The organism is Thalassospira lucentensis, from assembly GCF_032921865.1.
Classification (GTDB): Bacteria; Pseudomonadota; Alphaproteobacteria; order Rhodospirillales; family Thalassospiraceae; genus Thalassospira; species Thalassospira lucentensis_A.
In genome coordinates this window covers 219,637-237,616 of sequence record NZ_CP136684.1, presented here as the reverse complement: position 1 = coordinate 237,616, position 17,980 = coordinate 219,637, and the positions used below count along the sequence as shown (strand labels likewise).

At 56.5% G+C, this 17,980-nt stretch carries 15 protein-coding genes; 8 read left to right on the top strand and 7 right to left on the bottom strand.

The genetic code is table 11. The features are described 5' to 3' along the window. Position 1 precedes the first annotated feature (1 nt). Both R1T41_RS01805 and R1T41_RS01800 read left to right on the top strand, forming a co-directional pair. Positions 2-2,470: a hypothetical protein gene (locus tag R1T41_RS01805; RefSeq protein WP_317339550.1), complete on the top strand. Its 2,469-nt coding sequence runs from the start codon at positions 2-4 to the stop codon at positions 2,468-2,470. A 300-nt stretch (positions 2,471-2,770) separates the two neighbouring features. Further along, positions 2,771-3,505: a thioesterase II family protein gene (locus R1T41_RS01800; RefSeq protein ID WP_317339548.1), complete on the top strand. Its 735-nt coding sequence runs from the start codon at positions 2,771-2,773 to the stop codon at positions 3,503-3,505. A gap of 4 nt (positions 3,506-3,509) precedes the next feature. Here R1T41_RS01800 and R1T41_RS01795 read toward each other — a convergent pair whose 3' ends face one another. The 3 genes from R1T41_RS01795 to R1T41_RS01785 all read right to left on the bottom strand — a co-directional run bounded on the left by R1T41_RS01795 (position 3,510) and on the right by R1T41_RS01785 (position 8,043). Beyond that, positions 3,510-5,183, bottom strand: coding sequence for a cyclic peptide export ABC transporter (locus R1T41_RS01795; RefSeq protein WP_317339546.1), 1,674 nt, complete (start codon positions 5,181-5,183; stop codon positions 3,510-3,512). A gap of 2 nt (positions 5,184-5,185) precedes the next feature. Next, positions 5,186-6,835, bottom strand: coding sequence for a cyclic peptide export ABC transporter (locus tag R1T41_RS01790; protein WP_317339544.1), 1,650 nt, complete (start codon positions 6,833-6,835; stop codon positions 5,186-5,188). 125 nt (positions 6,836-6,960) lie between these two features. Continuing rightward, positions 6,961-8,043 carry a diaminopropionate ammonia-lyase gene (locus R1T41_RS01785; protein WP_317339541.1) on the bottom strand — a complete coding sequence of 361 codons (1,083 nt, stop codon included), beginning with the start codon at positions 8,041-8,043 and terminating at the stop codon, positions 6,961-6,963. A 273-nt stretch (positions 8,044-8,316) separates the two neighbouring features. Here R1T41_RS01785 and R1T41_RS01780 point away from each other — a divergent pair, with 273 nt between their 5' ends. Further along, positions 8,317-9,582: a TAXI family TRAP transporter solute-binding subunit gene (locus R1T41_RS01780; RefSeq protein ID WP_097053441.1), complete on the top strand. Its 1,266-nt coding sequence runs from the start codon at positions 8,317-8,319 to the stop codon at positions 9,580-9,582. Positions 9,583-9,591: 9 nt separating this feature from the next. On the opposite strand, the gene R1T41_RS01775 is transcribed toward R1T41_RS01780, so the two are convergent. The 4 genes from R1T41_RS01775 to R1T41_RS01760 are packed head-to-tail and all read right to left on the bottom strand — an operon-like array spanning position 9,592 to position 14,058. Next, complete coding sequence (locus R1T41_RS01775) at positions 9,592-10,263, bottom strand: GNAT family N-acetyltransferase (protein WP_317339537.1); 672 nt, start codon at positions 10,261-10,263, stop codon at positions 9,592-9,594. After that, a complete protein-coding gene (locus tag R1T41_RS01770) occupies positions 10,260-11,276 on the bottom strand; it encodes an ABC transporter substrate-binding protein (protein ID WP_317339535.1) in 1,017 nt (338 codons plus the stop codon). Before R1T41_RS01770 ends, R1T41_RS01775 begins: the two co-directional genes overlap by 4 nt. Next, positions 11,273-13,279, bottom strand: a complete 2,007-nt coding sequence (locus R1T41_RS01765) for an MFS transporter (RefSeq protein ID WP_317339533.1) — start codon at positions 13,277-13,279, stop codon at positions 11,273-11,275. Before R1T41_RS01765 ends, R1T41_RS01770 begins: the two co-directional genes overlap by 4 nt. Further along, positions 13,276-14,058: a hypothetical protein gene (locus tag R1T41_RS01760; protein ID WP_317339531.1), complete on the bottom strand. Its 783-nt coding sequence runs from the start codon at positions 14,056-14,058 to the stop codon at positions 13,276-13,278. Before R1T41_RS01760 ends, R1T41_RS01765 begins: the two co-directional genes overlap by 4 nt. Before the next feature lie 206 nt (positions 14,059-14,264). Between R1T41_RS01760 and R1T41_RS01755 the strand changes: the two genes are divergently transcribed. The 5 genes from R1T41_RS01755 (at position 14,265) to R1T41_RS01735 (ending at position 17,979) form a co-directional block, all read left to right on the top strand. After that, positions 14,265-14,771 carry a YcjF family protein gene (locus R1T41_RS01755; protein ID WP_062959061.1) on the top strand — a complete coding sequence of 169 codons (507 nt, stop codon included), beginning with the start codon at positions 14,265-14,267 and terminating at the stop codon, positions 14,769-14,771. 44 nt (positions 14,772-14,815) lie between these two features. Further along, entirely contained in the window at positions 14,816-15,013 is a 198-nt protein-coding gene (locus R1T41_RS01750) for a hypothetical protein (RefSeq protein WP_062953552.1), read from the top strand. 58 nt (positions 15,014-15,071) lie between these two features. Next, a complete protein-coding gene (locus R1T41_RS01745) occupies positions 15,072-16,457 on the top strand; it encodes a prohibitin family protein (protein WP_317339527.1) in 1,386 nt (461 codons plus the stop codon). 101 nt (positions 16,458-16,558) lie between these two features. After that, positions 16,559-17,119, top strand: a complete 561-nt coding sequence (locus R1T41_RS01740; protein WP_062953554.1) for a YcjF family protein — start codon at positions 16,559-16,561, stop codon at positions 17,117-17,119. 98 nt (positions 17,120-17,217) lie between these two features. Next, positions 17,218-17,979 (top strand): hypothetical protein, encoded by a 762-nt coding sequence (locus R1T41_RS01735; protein WP_317339524.1) that lies wholly within the window; start codon positions 17,218-17,220, stop codon positions 17,977-17,979. Position 17,980 lies beyond the last annotated feature (1 nt).

Sequence of the window (17,980 nt, the reverse complement as noted above, 5' to 3'; positions counted from 1 at the left end):
CATGCTGCTTAAATCCGGAGCATCCGTTCCTTACTGGCAGGTCACGTCGCTTGAAGAACGGGCATATGATGTGGCGGATATGCCGATGGAAGGCGAGATGGATTCAACCTTTTTCCTGACAAAGGAAAAGAATTTCATCCCGCATACCTATCCCTGCCGGACAGCCTATATTGCCGAACGCCGGGGCAAAGAAATTGCCGAACTACCGTTCCCTGACTGGCGGAAGGCAAGAAATATTTTGCCAGGTGGATCACCGTTTCTTGATCTTTCGGGGTTCTGGTTCCGGGCAACCCATATTCAGGGGTGGGCGAGAACGGCGATCCATGCCGTGGATGCAGGCCCAGCGCGGTTGCGATTGGGCATTTGTGGTGCCGCGCGTGTGTATGTGAACGGGCGGGCGGTTGCGTGGCTTTCGCCCGCGACCCGCAACGCCATGGACGAGGTCGAGTTTGAGGCCAATCTGAAACAGGGCCACAATGAGGTTACCGTCCAGTTTGAAGATCTGTGCGAGCGTGATGCGGTTATCCGTATTGCGCTTGTCTGGATTGACGGCCCAAAGGCAGATGCGGGGAATTGTTTTCCGGCGGAACCTGAGAGCGTATATGCGGTCGAGGCGGCTGTTGATGCCATGCATCTTGATCGTAAATTCTATGACAGTGATGATATCTGGCTTGTCATGCCTGTGCCGTTTCCGGACAAGGTTAGTGGCCGGATCCGGGTTGCCGGTCATTTCATGTCGCATGACCATGATGATGTGGTTTTTGAAATTCCTGCGGGTGCCGATCGCGTGCGGCTGGCGTCTTCGAATGATTTTCCCGCAGATTACCGGTATTTCGGATTTACGTTCGAGTGCGGTGATTTTGCAACCGAAGCGCGGCTTGGCGCGGAGGTCAGTTGGCGTTCTGTAACCGGGCCAGCACCGGAAAGTCTTGAGGCGCGCATTGCCGAAAGCCTTGCATGGATTGCAAAGAACGGTGAAACCGATACCGAAACCGCACTTGCCTGTGCGGCCGTCGGAAATGAGGAGGCCTTGGCACGTGCCGAGGCAATCATCAACACGGCTTTGCCGGGGATCGAGCAGTGTTATGACTGTGCTGATTTTGCGCTGGTTCCGCTTTTGTGGACACGCATTGTGTTTGCGGATCGGCTCACGGTATCTTTGGTCGCGCGTATCGATGCGGCCATTCTGGAATTCCGTTACTGGATGGATGAGCCGGGCAACGATGTTCAATGGTATTTCTCGGAAAACCATGCATTGTTGTTCCATACTTCTGCCTATCTGGCCGGAAACCTGTTGCCGCAGTCACATTTCCGACGCGCAGATCGTAATGGCATCGCCCAGAAGCAGGCCGGTTATGAGCGCCTGATGGCGTGGTTCGATCATTTCGAAGCAGCCGAAATGGCGGAATTCAATTCTGGCACCTATTTCCCGATTGATCTTAAAGGTTTGGCGGCCCTGTTTGCGCTTGCACCCGACGAAGTCATTCGAAAGCGGGCATCTGGGGCCATTATCCGACTGATCACCATGATTGCCAATTCGGCGCATCATGGCGTTATTACCGGGGCGCAGGGCCGTAGCTACGAACATTCACTTTGCGTTGCCGACACATTGGAACTGAACGGTCTTGCCAGATTGTTGTGGGGCAAAGGCCAGTTTGGCGCACATGTGAATTGCTTGGCCCAGATGGCTTTGGCGTTGCGTGATCATGGGCTTGAATTGCCTGATCTTGCCGACATTGCCTGCTGGGAGAAACGCGATACCGCGCAGGAATGGACTTTCTGGCAAGGCGAAAATGCGTTTTGCCGACTGTATCATTACAAAACCAGTGAAACCGCGATGGGAAGTGCCGCACTTTACCGGTGGCGGGACTGGGGATATCAGGAAACGCTTCTTCAGGCGCGGATCGGTCGCGAACCGGGCGCACAGATATTCATCAACCACCCTGGTGAGATCGTCCAGTCCGGTTTCGGGCGCCCGTCATTCTGGGGCGGGTCGGCGAGTGTTCCGCGCGTTCAACAATATCGCGATCTTGCGATTGTCCGGTTTGAAGGTGTGGCGCCGCAACCTGACTTTACCCATGCATGGTTCCCGACATTGGCGTTTGATGAATGGCATGTCGATGGATATCGGGCGTGGGCACGTTCGGGCGAGGGGGCGTTGATTGTATCAGCTTCCGGTCCGCTGGAGCTTGTGCAAACAGGCGGCTCTGCCGGGCATGAATTGCGTCTTTCCGGACGCGATAGCATCTGGGTTGTCCGGCTGGGCCATAGCCGTGATTTGGCGAAATTTGCCGATAGCCATGCGCTTGATGTTCATGTTGATACCGATGGCACATATCGTATCGAAGATACGCAATATGGCACGGTGTCGTTCCATCAGAGCGGCGTTATCACGGCCGAAGGCAGGACGCTTGATCCGATGGACTGGACGCTTAAGGGCGACCGGGCGGAATTGCCGATTAGTCAGTGAGGGAGCCGAGACCTCCCGTCGGCTCCTGAATGATGAAAGCCGGAATAGCAGAAATGCTGTTCCGGCTTTCTTATATTGGTGAAGATTTTGGGATATTTTGTGGTTAGCGGAAAGACTGGATTTTTTAGCCAGATAGTTGGGGGGGCTATCTGCCTGGATATCCAAAAACCTTGGATAATATATTGGTTGCGGGACGAAATTCCGGATTTGTCGGAAGTTGCACATTATTCATTCGCCCCGTAACCTGCATCGGTCGGGAAGCCGACATGTGTTTGAGATGGCTGAATATCGGGAAATATTGTGCGAAACGTTTGGGTCAATGATCATGCAACCGCTGGTGCCCGGTTGCGGCTGTTCTGTTTTCCGTTTGCCGGGGGTGGGGCGTTGGCCTATCGGCCATGGCTGACACAATTCCCCGATGATATCGATGTGGTGCCGGTCAATCTGCCGGGGCGTGAGCAGCGGTTTGGTGATCCGGTGATTGATGATCTTCCGGCGATGGTTGAGGCCGTCGCCGCGGGATTAAAGCCCTTTATGGATCAGCCGTTTGCGTTTTTCGGTTATTCGATGGGGGCGCTGATTTCCCATCATCTGGCGTGTCATCTGCAACAGGCGGGGATGGCTGTGCCGTTTCATCTGTTTGTTGCCGCAAGGCGGGGGCCGAATGTGGCCGGGCATCGGGCGCCGTTGCATCATCTGTCATCGGATGAGTTCTGGCGGGGGATTGCCAATTATGGCGGGACGCCTGCGGAAATTCTGGAAAATGCGGAATATCGCGCCCTGTTTGAGCCCAGCCTTAGGGCGGATTTCAGATTGTCGGAAACCGCGGTTTCGACCGGATTGCCCAAACTGTCCTGCCCGATTACCGCCTTTGGCGGGGCGGATGATCCGAACCCGGTGCCGGATGAACTGGATGACTGGGGGGCGGCAACCACGGGAGACTTTGCCAAGCATGTTTTGCCCGGCGGGCATTTTTTCCTGCGTGATGCCGGGGATGATATCGTGCGCGTGGTCAAGGATGCGCTGATTGCGTGATGGATCAGGCTTGGGTGGTTTGACGTCCGTCGACAAATTCGCCATCGCGGACATGATAGATCGTATCGGCGGTATCAAACCAACGATCATCATGGGTCACACAGATGATGATCTTGCCCTGTTTGCGTAAGGAGGGCAGGATTTTTTCATAGAAGACCGAGCGGAAATGCGGGTCCTGATCGGCGGCCCATTCATCAAGGACAAGAACCGGCTTTTCTTCGAGCAGAGCCGCGATCAGGGCAAGGCGTTTGCGTTGCCCCTGTGACAGCGAGGTCGTTGAAAAGGCGTTATCATCCAGTTCGACCTTGTCGTCGATTTCCATCTGTTTGAGCAGTGTTTCGACCCGCTTCGGGTCGATATCATCAATGCCGTAGAGTTCGCGAAACAGGTGATAGTCTGAAAGCACGGTCGCGAAATGATCGCGATAAAGCTGCAGGGCGTCGGTCGGCACGGGGCAGTCATTGACCATGATTGATCCGCCTGCCGCCGGGCGAAGGCCGGTCAGAACGGCGATGATCGTCGATTTTCCCGCCCCATTGCCACCGGTAATGAAGGTGATTTCACCCTTTTTGAAGGTGGCATTGATCGGGCCGACGGCAAAACCCGGACTGTCCGATGTGCCGGGATAGGAGAAACGAACGTCACGCAGGCTGATTTCGGCGATATTGCCAAGGGCATCCTGGAATTTTTCAAGGGTTTCGGGCGATGATGTGCCGTTCGTGGCCTCCTGAGCGTGCTGGGCGTCAAGGGCGTCTTCGAGCTGATCATCGATATCCTTGATCTTGCGGAGCGCCACATCGGAATCAGTAAAGCTGGGCACGGCGGCAACCACCGCCCCGATCGGGCCGATCATGAACAGGGCCGCGGTCGTGGTTTGCACGGCAACGTCATGATAGTCCGATGTGAAGATCGGAACGATGAACACCATGGCCGCCATCATGCCGTAGAAGGCCAACTGGATCAGGGCGAATTCGCGTGACCACTGGGCCTTGACCACGGATTTGGTATCGCGTGCCCGAATGGATCGGTCATTGAGCGCACCCAGAAGTGCGGCACGACGCCGACTGTTCATTTTGACTTCCTTGAAGCCATGCAGCAGATCGGACAACCCGCCAAACAGCAGGTTTTCATCATCAATCGCATCCCGGGTCGCATCGTTGATTTTACGGATGCGTTGCAGGTGGATGGTCGAAACCACGATGGCGAGAACCGAAATCATCACAAAGGCAAAGGTCGACAGCCACGCAAGATAGGCCGCGACACAGATGATCAGGACCACCTGCTGCACGCCGTTCAGCATCAGGGGCAGGGCGGCGGATACGGTTTGCATTTCCTGGGTCAGCGCGGTTTGAACCGCACCCTGTCCGACCCTGGACAGGGTATCGGGGGCGGCTTTTCGCACGCGATCAAACATGCCAAGGCGGAGCTGATGGAGGATGTGTTCGACCTCGGCGGCGATCATGTCGCTGGATTTCTTCTGGGCCCAGATATAGCCGATCAGCGACAGGCCCATCATGCCGAGATAGCGCATGCTGGCAACGCCGTCTTCGGCCTGTTCGGCGGCCAGGTTGACGATGATCAGCACCATGGTGGTGGCAATCGATGCCAGTGACAGTAGGCCAACGGCAAGCCGCAGATCGATGCGGGTTCGGGATCGCAGAAGATCAATAAGCAGCATGATCAGATCCTTCCACGCGGGTCGTTGCGGTCAATTTCGTGCAGGGTGCCAGCTTCGAGATGCAGGCGGCGGTCGGCAGCATCGAAATAATGGTCGTCATGGGTGACGGCGATGATGGTCGTACCGCGTGCCTTTATCTGTGGCAGGATTTCGTAATAGAATTTTTTACGGAAATACGGGTCCTGATCGGCGGCCCATTCATCGAGAACAAGGATCGGGCGATGTTCGAGCAGGGCGGTGATCAGGCCCAGCCGTTTGCGTTGCCCGGCCGACAGGGCGGTGGAAACGAATTTGCCATCGCGAATGCCCGTCACATGTGACAGCTCAAACAGGTTCAGCCAGTGGGTGGCTTCGTCGGGATCAATTTCGGCCGATCCGTGCAATTCGGAAAACAGGTGGAAATCGGAAAACACGGTGGCGATCTTGTGACGGAAGGAGGCGATGGTTTGCGCGCCAAGCTGGATATCATCAAACCGGATGGCTCCGGATACCGGCCGATAAAGGGCTGTCAGAAGCTTGATCAGGGTCGATTTTCCCGCCCCGTTGCCGCCGGTAATAAAGATCAGTTCGCCCTTTTTGACCGAGAGGCTGATCGGGCCAAGCATGAAGCCGTGGCGCGGGTCGCGGTTGGGATAGGTAAAGCAGACATCCTCGAACGCGATGTTTGAAAATGTATCGGGCAGTGTGGTGCCGTTTTCTTCAACCGGTTCGGCAATCGCGCGCAAATCCTGTGACAGGGTGACCATACGCGCAGCAGCCTGTTCCGCCGAACCCAGTACCGCCATTGCCTGCACCACCGTGCTGATCGGGCCGATCATGAACAGGACGGCGGTGCTGACCTTGGAAACCGTGGAGCCAAAATTATCGGTATAGACCGGCACGATAAAGACGATCACGGCCAGCAGGACATAAAAGGCCGTCATACCCATGATCATCTGCCGGAACATGAGGCTGTGGGTTTCAGTGGTGATCTGTTCCTTTTGCAGTGAATTTGCCGAAAAGGCATTGAAAAGGGTGCTGCTGCGCGACGACCACATCCGGACTTCGCGGATGCCGGAAAACAGATCGGCGATCTTGCCAAACAGGGCATTTTCGGCGTGATGGAGTTTGCCAAACCACATGCCGAGCTCTTTGCCCATGCGCAGGTAAATGACGATCCCGGCCCCGATCACCAGCACGATCAGGAAAAAGGCCAGCGTGGAGAGCCAGAAAACATAGCACATCACCGCAACAACCAGCAGAAGGGATCGGAACGACATGCCGATCATGTGCGAGTTTTGCGAAATGACCTGTGTGCTTTGGGTTATGCTGTCAAACAGGCGGGCCTGACCAAAGGTTTCAAGCTGGGCGAAGTCGGCATGCGCAATCTGACCCAGAAGTTTGTGACGCACCTTGTCTATGCCCTGTTCGATCTGGGTCGAGATATTGGCAAGCAGGAAAACTTCGGCCAGGAAATAGACCACGGCAAGGGCGATGAAGCCGCCTGCCAGAAGCCAGTCAACCCGGTCCACGCCGTTTTCGGCGATGCCTTCGGCGGCGGTATTGACGAGCCCCAGCAGGACCGCACTGCCCGCACCCGATAGCGCACCGGCAAAGGCAAGCCGGGCCATCAGTCTGTTATCTCCCCAAGACAACAGTTCGAGCAATTTCATCTGTTTGCAGTCCCCATAGAACCCGACGCGGGTGTTTGTCCGCGACTGTACCGGTGCCCGGCAGGGCTGTCCAGTCGCTGTCCAGTTGGGGGCATAACCGAAAGCCTTTTTCGCGTCGAAAGAATTCAGATCGTTGCGCGGTAGGGCAGCGGAATGGGGCCTTCGCTGTTGATCACAAGCACGTTGCTTTGGGCATTCAGACCAAAACGGGCACGAAGATCGTTGTTTTTTGCGACATGCCAAAGCCCGGCAATTCCGGCAATGCCGGTATCCCATGTTTCAAGCGGGGCGTCGCCATTGATCCCGGCGGAAAGCGCGTTCTGAACGATAAGGGCGACATCATCGTCAATCGCGATGCTTTGGGTGGAGACTTCGCGCAGGATTTCAAATGCCGGGAGACTCGGTTTGCCACACGACAGCCCGATCATGCGGGTCAGGAGTTTGCCCGGAACCGATGTCAGTTCGCCGGTTGCGAGGCTTGCCTGAATGCAGGCGGCGTTTGTTGCCTCGACCGTGCAGACATTCGGTTTCTGGCCGCTTTCATGCCAGAGCCCGATGGCGCAACCCGCCGCCATGCCGCCAACCCCGCATTGCAGGAAAACATGATCGGGGGTGATGTTTTCAGCCTGAAGCTGCCGGGCGCATTCGATCCCCAGAACCGCGTAACCCGCCATGATGTCGCGGGTGACGTCGAGTTCGTGACCATAGTCGGTATCGGTGATCAGAAGGATATCGGGCGATTGCGCGGCATGTTCGGCGGCAAGGACCGCATCATCATAGGTGCCGTCGATCCGGACGATTTCAGCGCCGTTATCAATGATGCGCGTGATGCGGGCCTGATCGACTTCGGATCCGACATAAATCCGCGCGTGACAGCCGAATTTCCGGGCCGCCCATGCAACGGCAAGGCCGTGATTGCCATCGGTTGCGGCAACGGCGGTATAGTCCGCGCATTGGGGGCTTCCGGGTGTCAGGCCGCGTTTCAAAAGCTGCTGTTTCAGGCCATAGGGGGCGCCAAGGGCCTTGACCCCGCCCAGACCGAACCGTTTGCTTTCATCCTTGATCCAGACGGTCCCAAGACCCAGTTCGCGGGCAAGGCCGTTGGCGCGGATCAGCGGGCTTTGGCGATATTCCGGCCAGGAGGATATCAGGTCGAACGCCTGATAAATATCGTTGCGCCCGGGATCAAGGGCGATGATGGACGTCATCGATTTCTCCGAAATCTGGCCGTGGTCCGGTTTTCTGTTATATGTTCTTCTGGTTTATGAGGGGCGTATGATGTTGCGTCAAACACAATCTGAATATCAACGATCGTGCAGGGTTGTCGTGAAGATGATTGTGTTAAATCGCTGAGAATAGGGATATTAATTCATCTTCGCTCTCGACGGGTTTCCCGATGATCCATTAGGATATGGTCATTGGGATGCGGGGATTGATTCATCACTAACGATGAGTGGACGGTTTTGCGTTTTGAGCTCGGCATGAGAATGATTGCGACCGGTATGCTGGCGATGCTGTTGTCAGCGGGGGCCGTGGGTGCCCATGCACAGGGAAGCGGTACCGTTGCCGAGGACGCAAATGCCGATATGTCCCCGGTTGATGTCCTGCCTGATATCGATGTCGATACTTATGACGATGCCATCATCGACCCGGCAAAAACCAATCCCGATCTGATCGACGGCCTGATTTACAAGCCCGATGCCATTCCGCTGTCGCAGTATCGCCGCCGCGCAACCGACCCGGAAAGTCTGGCGGCGTTAAGCAATGTCGATGTGATTGCCGGTGATGGCCAGACGGAACGATCCTATTACGCGGCCATTTACAGCGGCAGTACGAGTGGCGTGTATTTCAAGGTTGCCGCCCAGATTTGCGACATGATGAGCCGGACCTTTGAACGCCATCGGGTGCATTGCGTGCCGTTGCGATCCCAGGGGGTCGGCAGCAATATCCGCCTGATGAAAGAAGGGCGGGTGCAGCTTGCCATCGTGCAGTCGAACAATAATTGGGAAGCGCAGAAAGGCATTGCGCCGATCCCCGGTGCGCGGTCGGTGATGTCGTTGCATGACGAAATGGGATTGCTGGTGGTGCGCAATGATTCCGATATTGAATCGATCGCCGATCTGCGCGGCAAACGCATCAATATCGGACCGGAAGGATCGGCATCGCGGGAATTGTGGCTTGAACTTCTGTCGCGATACAAATTGACGCTGGACGATCTTGATACGGTTTACGGCGTTGCGCAGGATTATAACGAGCTTGGCATCTGCGAGAATTATATCGATGCGTTCGGTCTTTGGATCGGGCATCCGGCGTCGCTGATCGAAGATACGCTTGGCTGCGGGGCGCGGGTTGTTGGCATGGGCGGGCCTTTGACCGATGAAATGGTCAAGGCAAACCAGTATTTCTTTAATCAGGTTTTGCCAGCAAAGACATATAGTGCACAGGAAGAAGCGATTTCATCCTATGGCTTCAAGGCGTCGCTGATTGCCTATGAACCGGCTGATCCGTATGTGGTGTACTGGATCACGCGGATCGTGCATGAAAATATCGACCGGATGAAGGAAATGTATCCGACATTCCGGAGTGTCGTTGCTGATGACATGTTCAAAAAGGGCAATTTCCTGCCGTTCCATAAGGGGGCGGCGTGTTATTGGGAAACCGATGCGCATGCCTGCGACTGGCAGCCCTATTATCAGCAGGCCGACCCGAAAGGGCAGCGCAAATGGAATTATACCTATCAGCAGTAAGCCGCGATATTAAGCGGACGGAAGCGGCGCCCAGCCGATGCGCGGGGCGGTTCCGCGGCCCGATGACTGGCAAAACTGGCCGATAAACCCGTCATCAAGCAATTTTCGACAGGTCGCAAGATCGTCGCTGGCGCACCAGATGGCTGTATCAGGGGCGCGGGCGGATTTTGCATCCTGATCGGGGCCGATATCCCGTCGCAGCAAGAACCGGTTTCCGCCAAATTTTGCGATCAAGCCATGAATGGCAAGGCCGGTTGATACGGTGCTGATCAGGCTTGGAAAATTGGTCGGGGCGACGGTGCTGAGCGCGATGGTTCGTCCGAATTTCCGGGCCATTTCGATCCGGTATTCAACCATTTTGCGTTGCCATCCCTGTCCGCGCCAATTTGGATCAACGGCGACCCCGTCGATATGGGCGACCTGGCCCAGCAGATCGGGGGGCAGGTGATGGTCGGTGCCGAAATTGGGATCACCATCACGCGGCAATCCCAGCACGCAATAGGCCATCAGACGATCATCGTCAAAGACGCCAAAGATTTGCCCGCAGGCATCAAGATGATCGGCAAAGAACTGATCGGTTTCGGTGGCGGCATTGCCCGGCGGCAGATCGGCGATCACCCTGTGATGCAGGGCGATGATGGCCGGAAGGTGGGATGGATCAAGCCGGGTCAGGGTGCTCATTCGATGACTTCCGCGTAATCAAGCAGCGACAGCGGCGGATAGAGTTTAAGCTTGCGCGCCGATGACAGCCGGATCAGATAGGAAAACCGGTCAAGCGTTTCGACCGGGATATCAGCCGGCGATATGCCATCGATCAGGATCTGTTCGACCTTGCTGGCGGCAAGGCGGCCGACAAGTTCATAACGGCTGACAAGGCCCAGCATGGCGTGGCCGTCGCGGACTTCAAGTTCGGTCGCGCTAAAGGCGGCAAGCCCGTTGGCAAAACCGGCATCGGTCAGGGTATCGCGATAATTGCCGATGAAATTGTCCGGTCCGATATACAGGATGTCGGCCCCCTTGCGGGCGAGTTCGGCGACGGCAGGGGGAATGTCATCCTGTGAGGGTTCGCCATTGCTGCCGAGCGGAGCGGCCAGGACTTCGAAGCCCATTTCGCGGCCCAGTTCGGTCAGATCGGCGACGTTGGAAACGGAATTGTCTTCGCGGCTGTTATAGACCACACCAAGTTTGTCCATCGGGCGATAGGCGCGGATGGCATTGATCTGAGCGGGAAGCGGGGCGATGTGGGCGGCACCCGTGACATTGGGGCGGCTTTGGCCCGCAGGGGCGGCAATGCCGGTTTTCCATGGCGATGAAACCATCACATAAACCACCGGCAGATCGGTAATGTTTTGTACCGGATCGACGGCATCATATTTGCCAACCACAGCTGACGTGATCCCGGTGCCCCATGTGTAAACCAGATCGGGCGGGTCTTTACGGATCTGATCGATGATGGCAGGCACGCGCGACAGATCGCGCGCAGTGTCATAAATGGTCAGGTCGACGGCAATGCTGTTTTCATCGAAATAGGCGCGAAATCCCTGTTCGACATTGGTTTCGCCGCGCCACAGGACCATGGCGATTTTAAGCGGGTCCGGTTGCGATTGTGCATATGCCGCCGGAGCAAAGATTGAGACGGCGATGGCCACAAGAATGCCCAACAGACGAAAGGCGGGGAGAAGGGAAAAGGTCATTTCGTTCCTCCCTCGTTTTTCTGTTCTGGGGGCACATGGCCGATCAGAAGTTCAAAGCACAGAACCGAAACAGCAGCAAAGGCCCCGAAGATCAGAACCGCGTGTGTTGTTCCGACCAGAAGGGTCAGACCGGCGGCAAGCAACGGACCTGCAGCCCCGCCCAGCCGTTCGGCAAGACGCAGGACGGCAAGAACCGGGCCGGTGCCGTGATCCTTGGTGAAATCCTTGCTGAGTTTCAAGCTGGCGGAAAGCTGTGCGGGGATTGAGGTCGCCTGCGCCAGACCAAGCAGGGCGACGGCAACCGCAAACAGGGCATATTCCGGAAGCCAGCCCGCCAGCAACAAGCCTGCTGCTGTTAGCCCGCCACCAATGCCGACCGCGCGGGTTTCGTTCTGGTTCTTGTCGGTCCATTTTGCCGCTGCCCAGCCGGTCAGGATCGCGACCAGCCCATAAAGCATGATCACCCGCCCGGTTTCAGCCGTGGTCGCACCCGATTGCAGCAGGATCATCGGGGTCAGGTAATATAAAAAGCCGCTGAGGATCAGTTTGGCGGGAATGGCGGCGAACAGGATCAGGACCTGCAAACGGCGATTGCCGAGCATGGCGCGAAGGGCGGCACGTGTGGGGATCGGTGGCGGGGTTTTGCCGCGCACCATGTTATCCATCAGGAAGAAGGCCAGAAGGACTGCGAGAAACGCAATGGTCGCACCGGCGATAAAGGTCATGTCCGGCCCGAAATGGCCCGCAACAATCCCGCCAATTGCCGGGCCGCAGATATCGGCCAGCATGATGCCGCTGACCATCATGGCAGTACCCTGTGTGCGGTTGCTGTCATTGGTGGCATCAAGGACATAGGACTGACAGGCGACAAAGGTGGTGGCGTAACCGATCCCCGACAATGCCCGCCACAGTACAAGATCCCATATGCCCCCGGCAAAGGCGGTACCGATCAGGCCAAGTGTCGCCAGAAACGCGCCGCACAGATACATGCGAAGTGACCCGACCTGTTCCTGAAACAGGCTGCAGATCGGCATGGCAAGGGCAACCATCAGAAGATGAACCGCCATGACCACGCCAGCACCAAGCTGCCCGTCGATGCTGTGGGATGTGACCTGGCTAAAGAAGGCGGGCATGATTGGCCGGGCCAGTTCTTCGGCAAGGACGAACATGAAGGCCAGCATGCGGACACCGATCAGCTTTACCTCGCGTTCGCGCTGGGGATGGGTTCCGACCTTTTTGGCGGTGGTGTTGATCAGGGAATTGATCCGTTCCATGAACTGGCCGATTTCGTCATGGGTGCTTTGGCCATGCAGCAGGGTGAATTTGCGGTCGCGCACATTGTCCAGAACCTTGCGCGCGACCCTTACCGGCAGGGCGACATTGACGGTTAACACCAGCAACATCAGCTCGAACGACAGGGCGAGCGTGATGATGAAAATGATCGCAATGTCATAAAGATTATCCGTCACCGGGCGCATCAGGGCCGCACGGGCATGCCCAAGGACGACTTCGATATCGTCCTGCCCTTCGGCGCGGGGCAGGTCCAGACGGGTGACGATATAGGCGGTATCATTGCCCGACGGTGCCTTAAGGGCGGTGGCGATTTCATCCGATGACAGACCGCCTGCATGCAGGATGTCGCCGGCCTTGTCGGTGATGGCGGCAAAAACCAGATCGGGATCGCCATTGCGAAGCTGGTAGACCACGGTTTCAAAACCGACAATTTCGCGCAGCGGAATGCCAAGTCGCAGGGCGTTTTCGATCTTTTCGCCAAGAACCCGGGCTTCGATCCCGGCCTTTTCACGGATTTCGGTTTGCAGATCGGCGCGCGCCAGCTCGGCGGCGCGCCACGAAATCCCGACCAGTGCGATGCAAAGCGAGATTGTGCTGAACAGCAGCAGAATCCAGATCGTGCCCTTGGGGAACAGGCGGCTTCGGATATTGCCACCATGAGGGGAGGTCGGAGTGTCAGGTTTGGTATCGGGATTGGCAGAGAGGGTCATTTCAGCGGCTCCGCCGAGGTTTCCGATTGGCGTCTGGTGCTGCCCTTTTTTGTTTCGTGCGGCAACTGATCGCGGATTTCGCGGTACAGGGAAATCAGTTCGATTTCGCTTTGGGTCAGGACATCGCCATCATGGGGGCGGATATTGGGGGCCTTGCCCGCAACCGCGCGCGCCAGATCTTCGTGCAGTTCTTCGAAAACGCGATGGCGGCGGCGCATAAGAATGAACAGAACGCCAAGAATGGGGATAATCATGCCCATGCCCAAGGCCGCCGATTTCCACATTTCGGAGAAGGCATTGGCAAGCTTGGCTTCGGAGGTTTCGGCGCTTGCCGTAATGACGACCTGCCCTGCGCATTGGCCGAGGCTGTCGCGCAGGACCTGCCCGGCGGTGGCGATGCCCGGTGTGAAATCGATCCACTCATCGCGGGCCTGTTGGGCGATTGCCGCGCCAGAGAGCGCCTGATCATTGGGGGATCGCGCGGCGTTGCTGATGATGGTGCCATCACAATCAAGAACGGCGACATTGCGGATATCGTTGGACATATCCAGACGCCGGTTCAGGATTGGTTGCAGGTTTTCCATGTTTTCCAGCCGCAAACCCAGATCGATACCGGCCACGATATCCTGACTGGTTTCATTGAGGATCACGGTCATCCGCTGGGCCAGAAGGGTGTGCAGGGTCTGGTCGAATCGCAGATAGTTCAGGACCGTGGTCATGCTTAGGGCGCTTGCAAGCACAAGGAAAAGGGCCAGCCCGATCTTGGTAGACAGCTTCAAAACGTGTCTCCGGCGACATATATTTTCAAAATATTTTCAAAACACAGTCCTGTTAAGCCGGTTATATCCTCAGAAACCCGCTTTCACAAACCATATGGTTGATTGCATCGGGGGTTGGGTCAAGGCTGTATAAAACCTTGATTCGGTTTGCAGTGCCGATAGTTAGCGATTATGATTTGCCGCGGGACAATAAACCGGGGGACGTGATGGGGGCTGAAACGCTTGAAGTGCTGAAACGGCGCAAACAGCACCGTCTTGCAAGTGGTGTTGTGCAACGCAATACCCTTTGGGCGGCCACGACCGGTTTTGTTCCAATCCCTGTTGTCGATTCTGCGGCCACGGTTGCCGTGCAGCTTAAAATGCTGGCGGAACTGAGCGATGTTTACGGTGTTGCGTTCAACAAGAGCAGCGGCAAATCCGTGATCGCGGCCTTAACGGCGTGCATTACCAGCGGCGTTTTGGGGCGGGCTCTTTTGGGGACGGGGATATTTGCCAATCTTGCCAAGGTGATGCCGGTTGTCGGATCGGCACTGAGCATCGTGACCATGCCGGGTTTCAATGCGGCATTTACCTATGCGCTTGGCCGGGTTTTTCAGCAGCATTACGCCGCAGGCGGGACGATGGCGGATTTTGACGCCAAGAAGGCGGAGGCCGAGTTCCGCCAGAAATTCAAGGATGGCCTGAAATTCGATCAGGACGGGAAAACGGCGTGAAGAACGCGTAATCGCGCAATAACAGGAATTCGGGTGGCGAAACGATGCATTTGATTTTGATTGTAATTTATCTATTGGCCTGCATTGTTTGCGGCATGCTGGGACGCCGGACATCGTTCGGGTTTCTGGGGCATTTCCTGCTGGCGATTGTGATTACCCCGATTGGCGATTTTCTGGTTCAGATCGTTGCGCGCCCGTCGCGGGAGCTTCGTGAAAAGCTTAAAGACCTTGATTATGATTAAGATGATGACTGACGGGCGATCAGCATGCGTCACGATACACCCGACGACGAGATGATGAATGGTTGATAGCGCGACAGTCGCACCCGGTGCACCAGACGAAAACGGAACCGCCCGCAAAAGAGGGCGATGGTCGATCTTTTGGCGGCGCTTTTTCATTAGTGCTGGCGTACGCCTGCGGCGGTTGCGCACGGCTTTTCTGATCGGTCTTCTGTTCCTGCTGGTCGCGATTTTCGCGTTGGCGCCGCAGATTTTCATTACCGTGCCTGCGGGGCATGTTGCGGTGATGTGGTACCGGTTCTTTGGCGGGACGGTCGTTGATAAAAGCTACGGCGAAGGTATTCACATGATCTTCCCGTGGGATGAAATGTATATCTATGACGCCCGCCTGCAAAATCAGGCGCGCGTTTATGACACGATTTCATCGAATGGCCTGTCGATGGAAGTCGACATCGCGGTGCGTTATCGCATCAACCGCGAAGCGGTCGGGATGCTGCACAAGCTGGTCGGGCCGAATTATGCCGAAGTCCTTGTATATCCGGAAATCGGATCGCACGCGCGTGAACTGATTTCGCGTTACACCCCTGAACAGCTTTATACCGAAACCCGTGCCTTCATTCAGGCGGAAATCCTTGAACGCATGGTCAACGAACTTGGATCGTCGCTGGTCAATCAAAGCTTCCAGGGGCGGCTGGTGACGGTTGAAGACGTTCTGATCCGGTCCGTGACACTGCCGGAACGCGTGGCGGATGCGATTGAACGCAAGGCCGAACAGTATCAGGCGATGCTGGAATATGATTTCCGTCTGGCGCGAGAGGAAAAGGAAAAGCAGCGCAAGAAGATCGAGGCGGAAGGTATTCGTGAATTCCAGGATATCGTCGCCAAAACGATCACCGAGGAATATCTGCGCCTGCGCGGTATCGAAGCGACCATGACGCTTGCGACATCGAAAAACAGCAAGACGATCATCATTGGCGGCAAGGATGGCCTGCCCGTGATCCTCAATACCGCGGATGCACCGACGGCCAGCAGTGCGGATTCCGGTTCGGGGGCGGAGCTTGTGAACGATACGGCCGAAAGCCTGCCGAATGCCGGGGCGCTTAATGCGCGGTCGCAGGAAATCGCGCCGCAAAATGCGATTTCGCCCGGCGTTCGCGAACCTGCTGATCCGTCAGGCAAACGCGCACGGCCTGCGGCGGCAAATTCGAACACGCAGCCGGTCACACCCCCGACGAAACCGGCCGCCCCGACAGGCCCGGCAGCAGGGGCGTCAGAAGATGTTTCAACAGCGGGTAAAACCGCCGGAGATGTTTTGAAATCGATTGCGCCGGTCTTTGATCAATCCAGTGGTAGCGGGGGCGGTGTCGTTAAACAGAGCGACATGGAACCGGTCGCGACACACGAGAGTGCAGGGCAGCCTGAAATTTCAAAAACCGGTAGCAAATAAAGGGTGTTGCACGTTGCTACTTCGGGTTAGTTCAGGTAAAGTTGAAGAATAAATTTTGCGTGCAGATCATCAACCTGAAGGTAGACATTCAAGAGGCGATAATGAGCGAAGCAGAAACCATCGAAGAGACTGAAGAAGTGGCCGTCGCGAAGGCGGATGAAATTCGTGCCCAGTCCCGTGACTGCATCCATCGCCATAGCGTTTATGCTGCGGTTGGTGGTCTTGTTCCGATCCCGTTCCTTGAAATGGCCACCAGCAGCACCATCCAGCTGCGGATGCTTGCAAAACTTTGCGACATTTACGGTGTTCCGTTCTCCGAGAACGCGATCAAGAATTCGATTTCGACCCTGGTTGCAACGGTTCTGCCGATGACCGGTGTCGGTTATGCAACGGCGGCACTGGTGCGCAAGGTTCCGGTTGTCGGCACGATCTTTGGCGTTGTCGCCATGCCGACCTTTGCCGGTGCCTGCACCTATGCGTTGGGTCGTGTTTTCGCCTGGCACTTTGCCAAGGGCGGAACGGTTGCCGATTTCGACGCCGATGAAATGAAAGGTCGTTTCAAGGACGAATTCGAAGACGGCAAACGCAAGGCGTCCGAATTTGTCAAAGGCGGCAAAACCACTGCCAAACCGGCAGCAGGTGCGACGACCGCCAAGGCCTGATTGATCATCAGGTTTTCAGATTGTATTTCGGGAATGCCCAAAGCATGCTTTGGGCATTCTTTTTTGTCTGTTTGCAATGACGCATAAAAGGCCACCGCATGCCCCCGATCAAAACCCATCGCCTTGTGTTCGAGCGCCCGAAGGGCACCGGCACATTTGTGTCGTCCGATATCCTGCGGGCGACGCTGGCGGTTTTTGATCTTGGGGATATGGACGATGCCGGGTGTAACAAACTGGCAGAAAGCCAGTTGCATGCCGCCGAAAAAGCCCGGCTGTCGGGGTTTCGGCATGATCGCCGCCGGAAAAGTTTTATCAGCGGGCGGTTGGCGGCGAAGGCCGCGTTGGCGGCCCATTTACCGGGGATTGATCCGCAATTGATTGAAATCGGATCAGGGGTTTTTGATCAGCCAATGATTGTTGGCGGCGGCGAAGATGTGCAGGGCATGTCGGTTTCGCTGTCGCATTCGGACCGGTTTGCGGTGGCGCTTGTGTTTCATCGTGCCCATCCGCTGGGCATTGATGTTGATCTGCCGGTGATGAGGGATGTGCCCGCAATTCTGGACGGGATCGCGCCAGATATACAGACGATGATCCGCGCCCATGATTTGGATGATCATGGGGCGGCCTGCCTGCTTTGGGTGGCGCGCGAAAGCCTTGCCAAGACCATTACCACGGGGATGATGACGCCGCTTGAACTTTACGCGCCGTCATCAATCGAGTGTAACCGGGGCTGCTTTGAGGTGCGGTACGCCAATTTCGGGCAGTATCGCACCATCATCTGGCCCGGTGCGCAGGGGTGGCTTGGCCTGACATTGCCGGATCAAACGCGGTTCGATCCGGCAAGCCTGCCCTGGGACTGAG

What these genes read in the sequence shown, in the direction of transcription:
- R1T41_RS01805 (WP_317339550.1), top strand. Translation starts at nt 2, where the DNA reads ATGCTGCTTAAATCCGGAGCATCCGTTCCTTACTGGCAGGTCACGTCG.
- R1T41_RS01795 (WP_317339546.1), bottom strand. Translation starts at nt 5,183, where the DNA reads ATGCTGCTTATTGATCTTCTGCGATCCCGAACCCGCATCGATCTGCGG.
- R1T41_RS01790 (WP_317339544.1), bottom strand. Translation starts at nt 6,835, where the DNA reads ATGAAATTGCTCGAACTGTTGTCTTGGGGAGATAACAGACTGATGGCC.
- R1T41_RS01785 (WP_317339541.1), bottom strand. Translation starts at nt 8,043, where the DNA reads ATGACGTCCATCATCGCCCTTGATCCCGGGCGCAACGATATTTATCAG.
- R1T41_RS01780 (WP_097053441.1), top strand. Translation starts at nt 8,317, where the DNA reads ATGAGAATGATTGCGACCGGTATGCTGGCGATGCTGTTGTCAGCGGGG.
- R1T41_RS01775 (WP_317339537.1), bottom strand. Translation starts at nt 10,263, where the DNA reads ATGAGCACCCTGACCCGGCTTGATCCATCCCACCTTCCGGCCATCATC.
- R1T41_RS01770 (WP_317339535.1), bottom strand. Translation starts at nt 11,276, where the DNA reads ATGACCTTTTCCCTTCTCCCCGCCTTTCGTCTGTTGGGCATTCTTGTG.
- R1T41_RS01765 (WP_317339533.1), bottom strand. Translation starts at nt 13,279, where the DNA reads ATGACCCTCTCTGCCAATCCCGATACCAAACCTGACACTCCGACCTCC.
- R1T41_RS01755 (WP_062959061.1), top strand. Translation starts at nt 14,265, where the DNA reads ATGGGGGCTGAAACGCTTGAAGTGCTGAAACGGCGCAAACAGCACCGT.
- R1T41_RS01750 (WP_062953552.1), top strand. Translation starts at nt 14,816, where the DNA reads ATGCATTTGATTTTGATTGTAATTTATCTATTGGCCTGCATTGTTTGC.
- R1T41_RS01745 (WP_317339527.1), top strand. Translation starts at nt 15,072, where the DNA reads ATGGTTGATAGCGCGACAGTCGCACCCGGTGCACCAGACGAAAACGGA.
- R1T41_RS01740 (WP_062953554.1), top strand. Translation starts at nt 16,559, where the DNA reads ATGAGCGAAGCAGAAACCATCGAAGAGACTGAAGAAGTGGCCGTCGCG.
- R1T41_RS01735 (WP_317339524.1), top strand. Translation starts at nt 17,218, where the DNA reads ATGCCCCCGATCAAAACCCATCGCCTTGTGTTCGAGCGCCCGAAGGGC.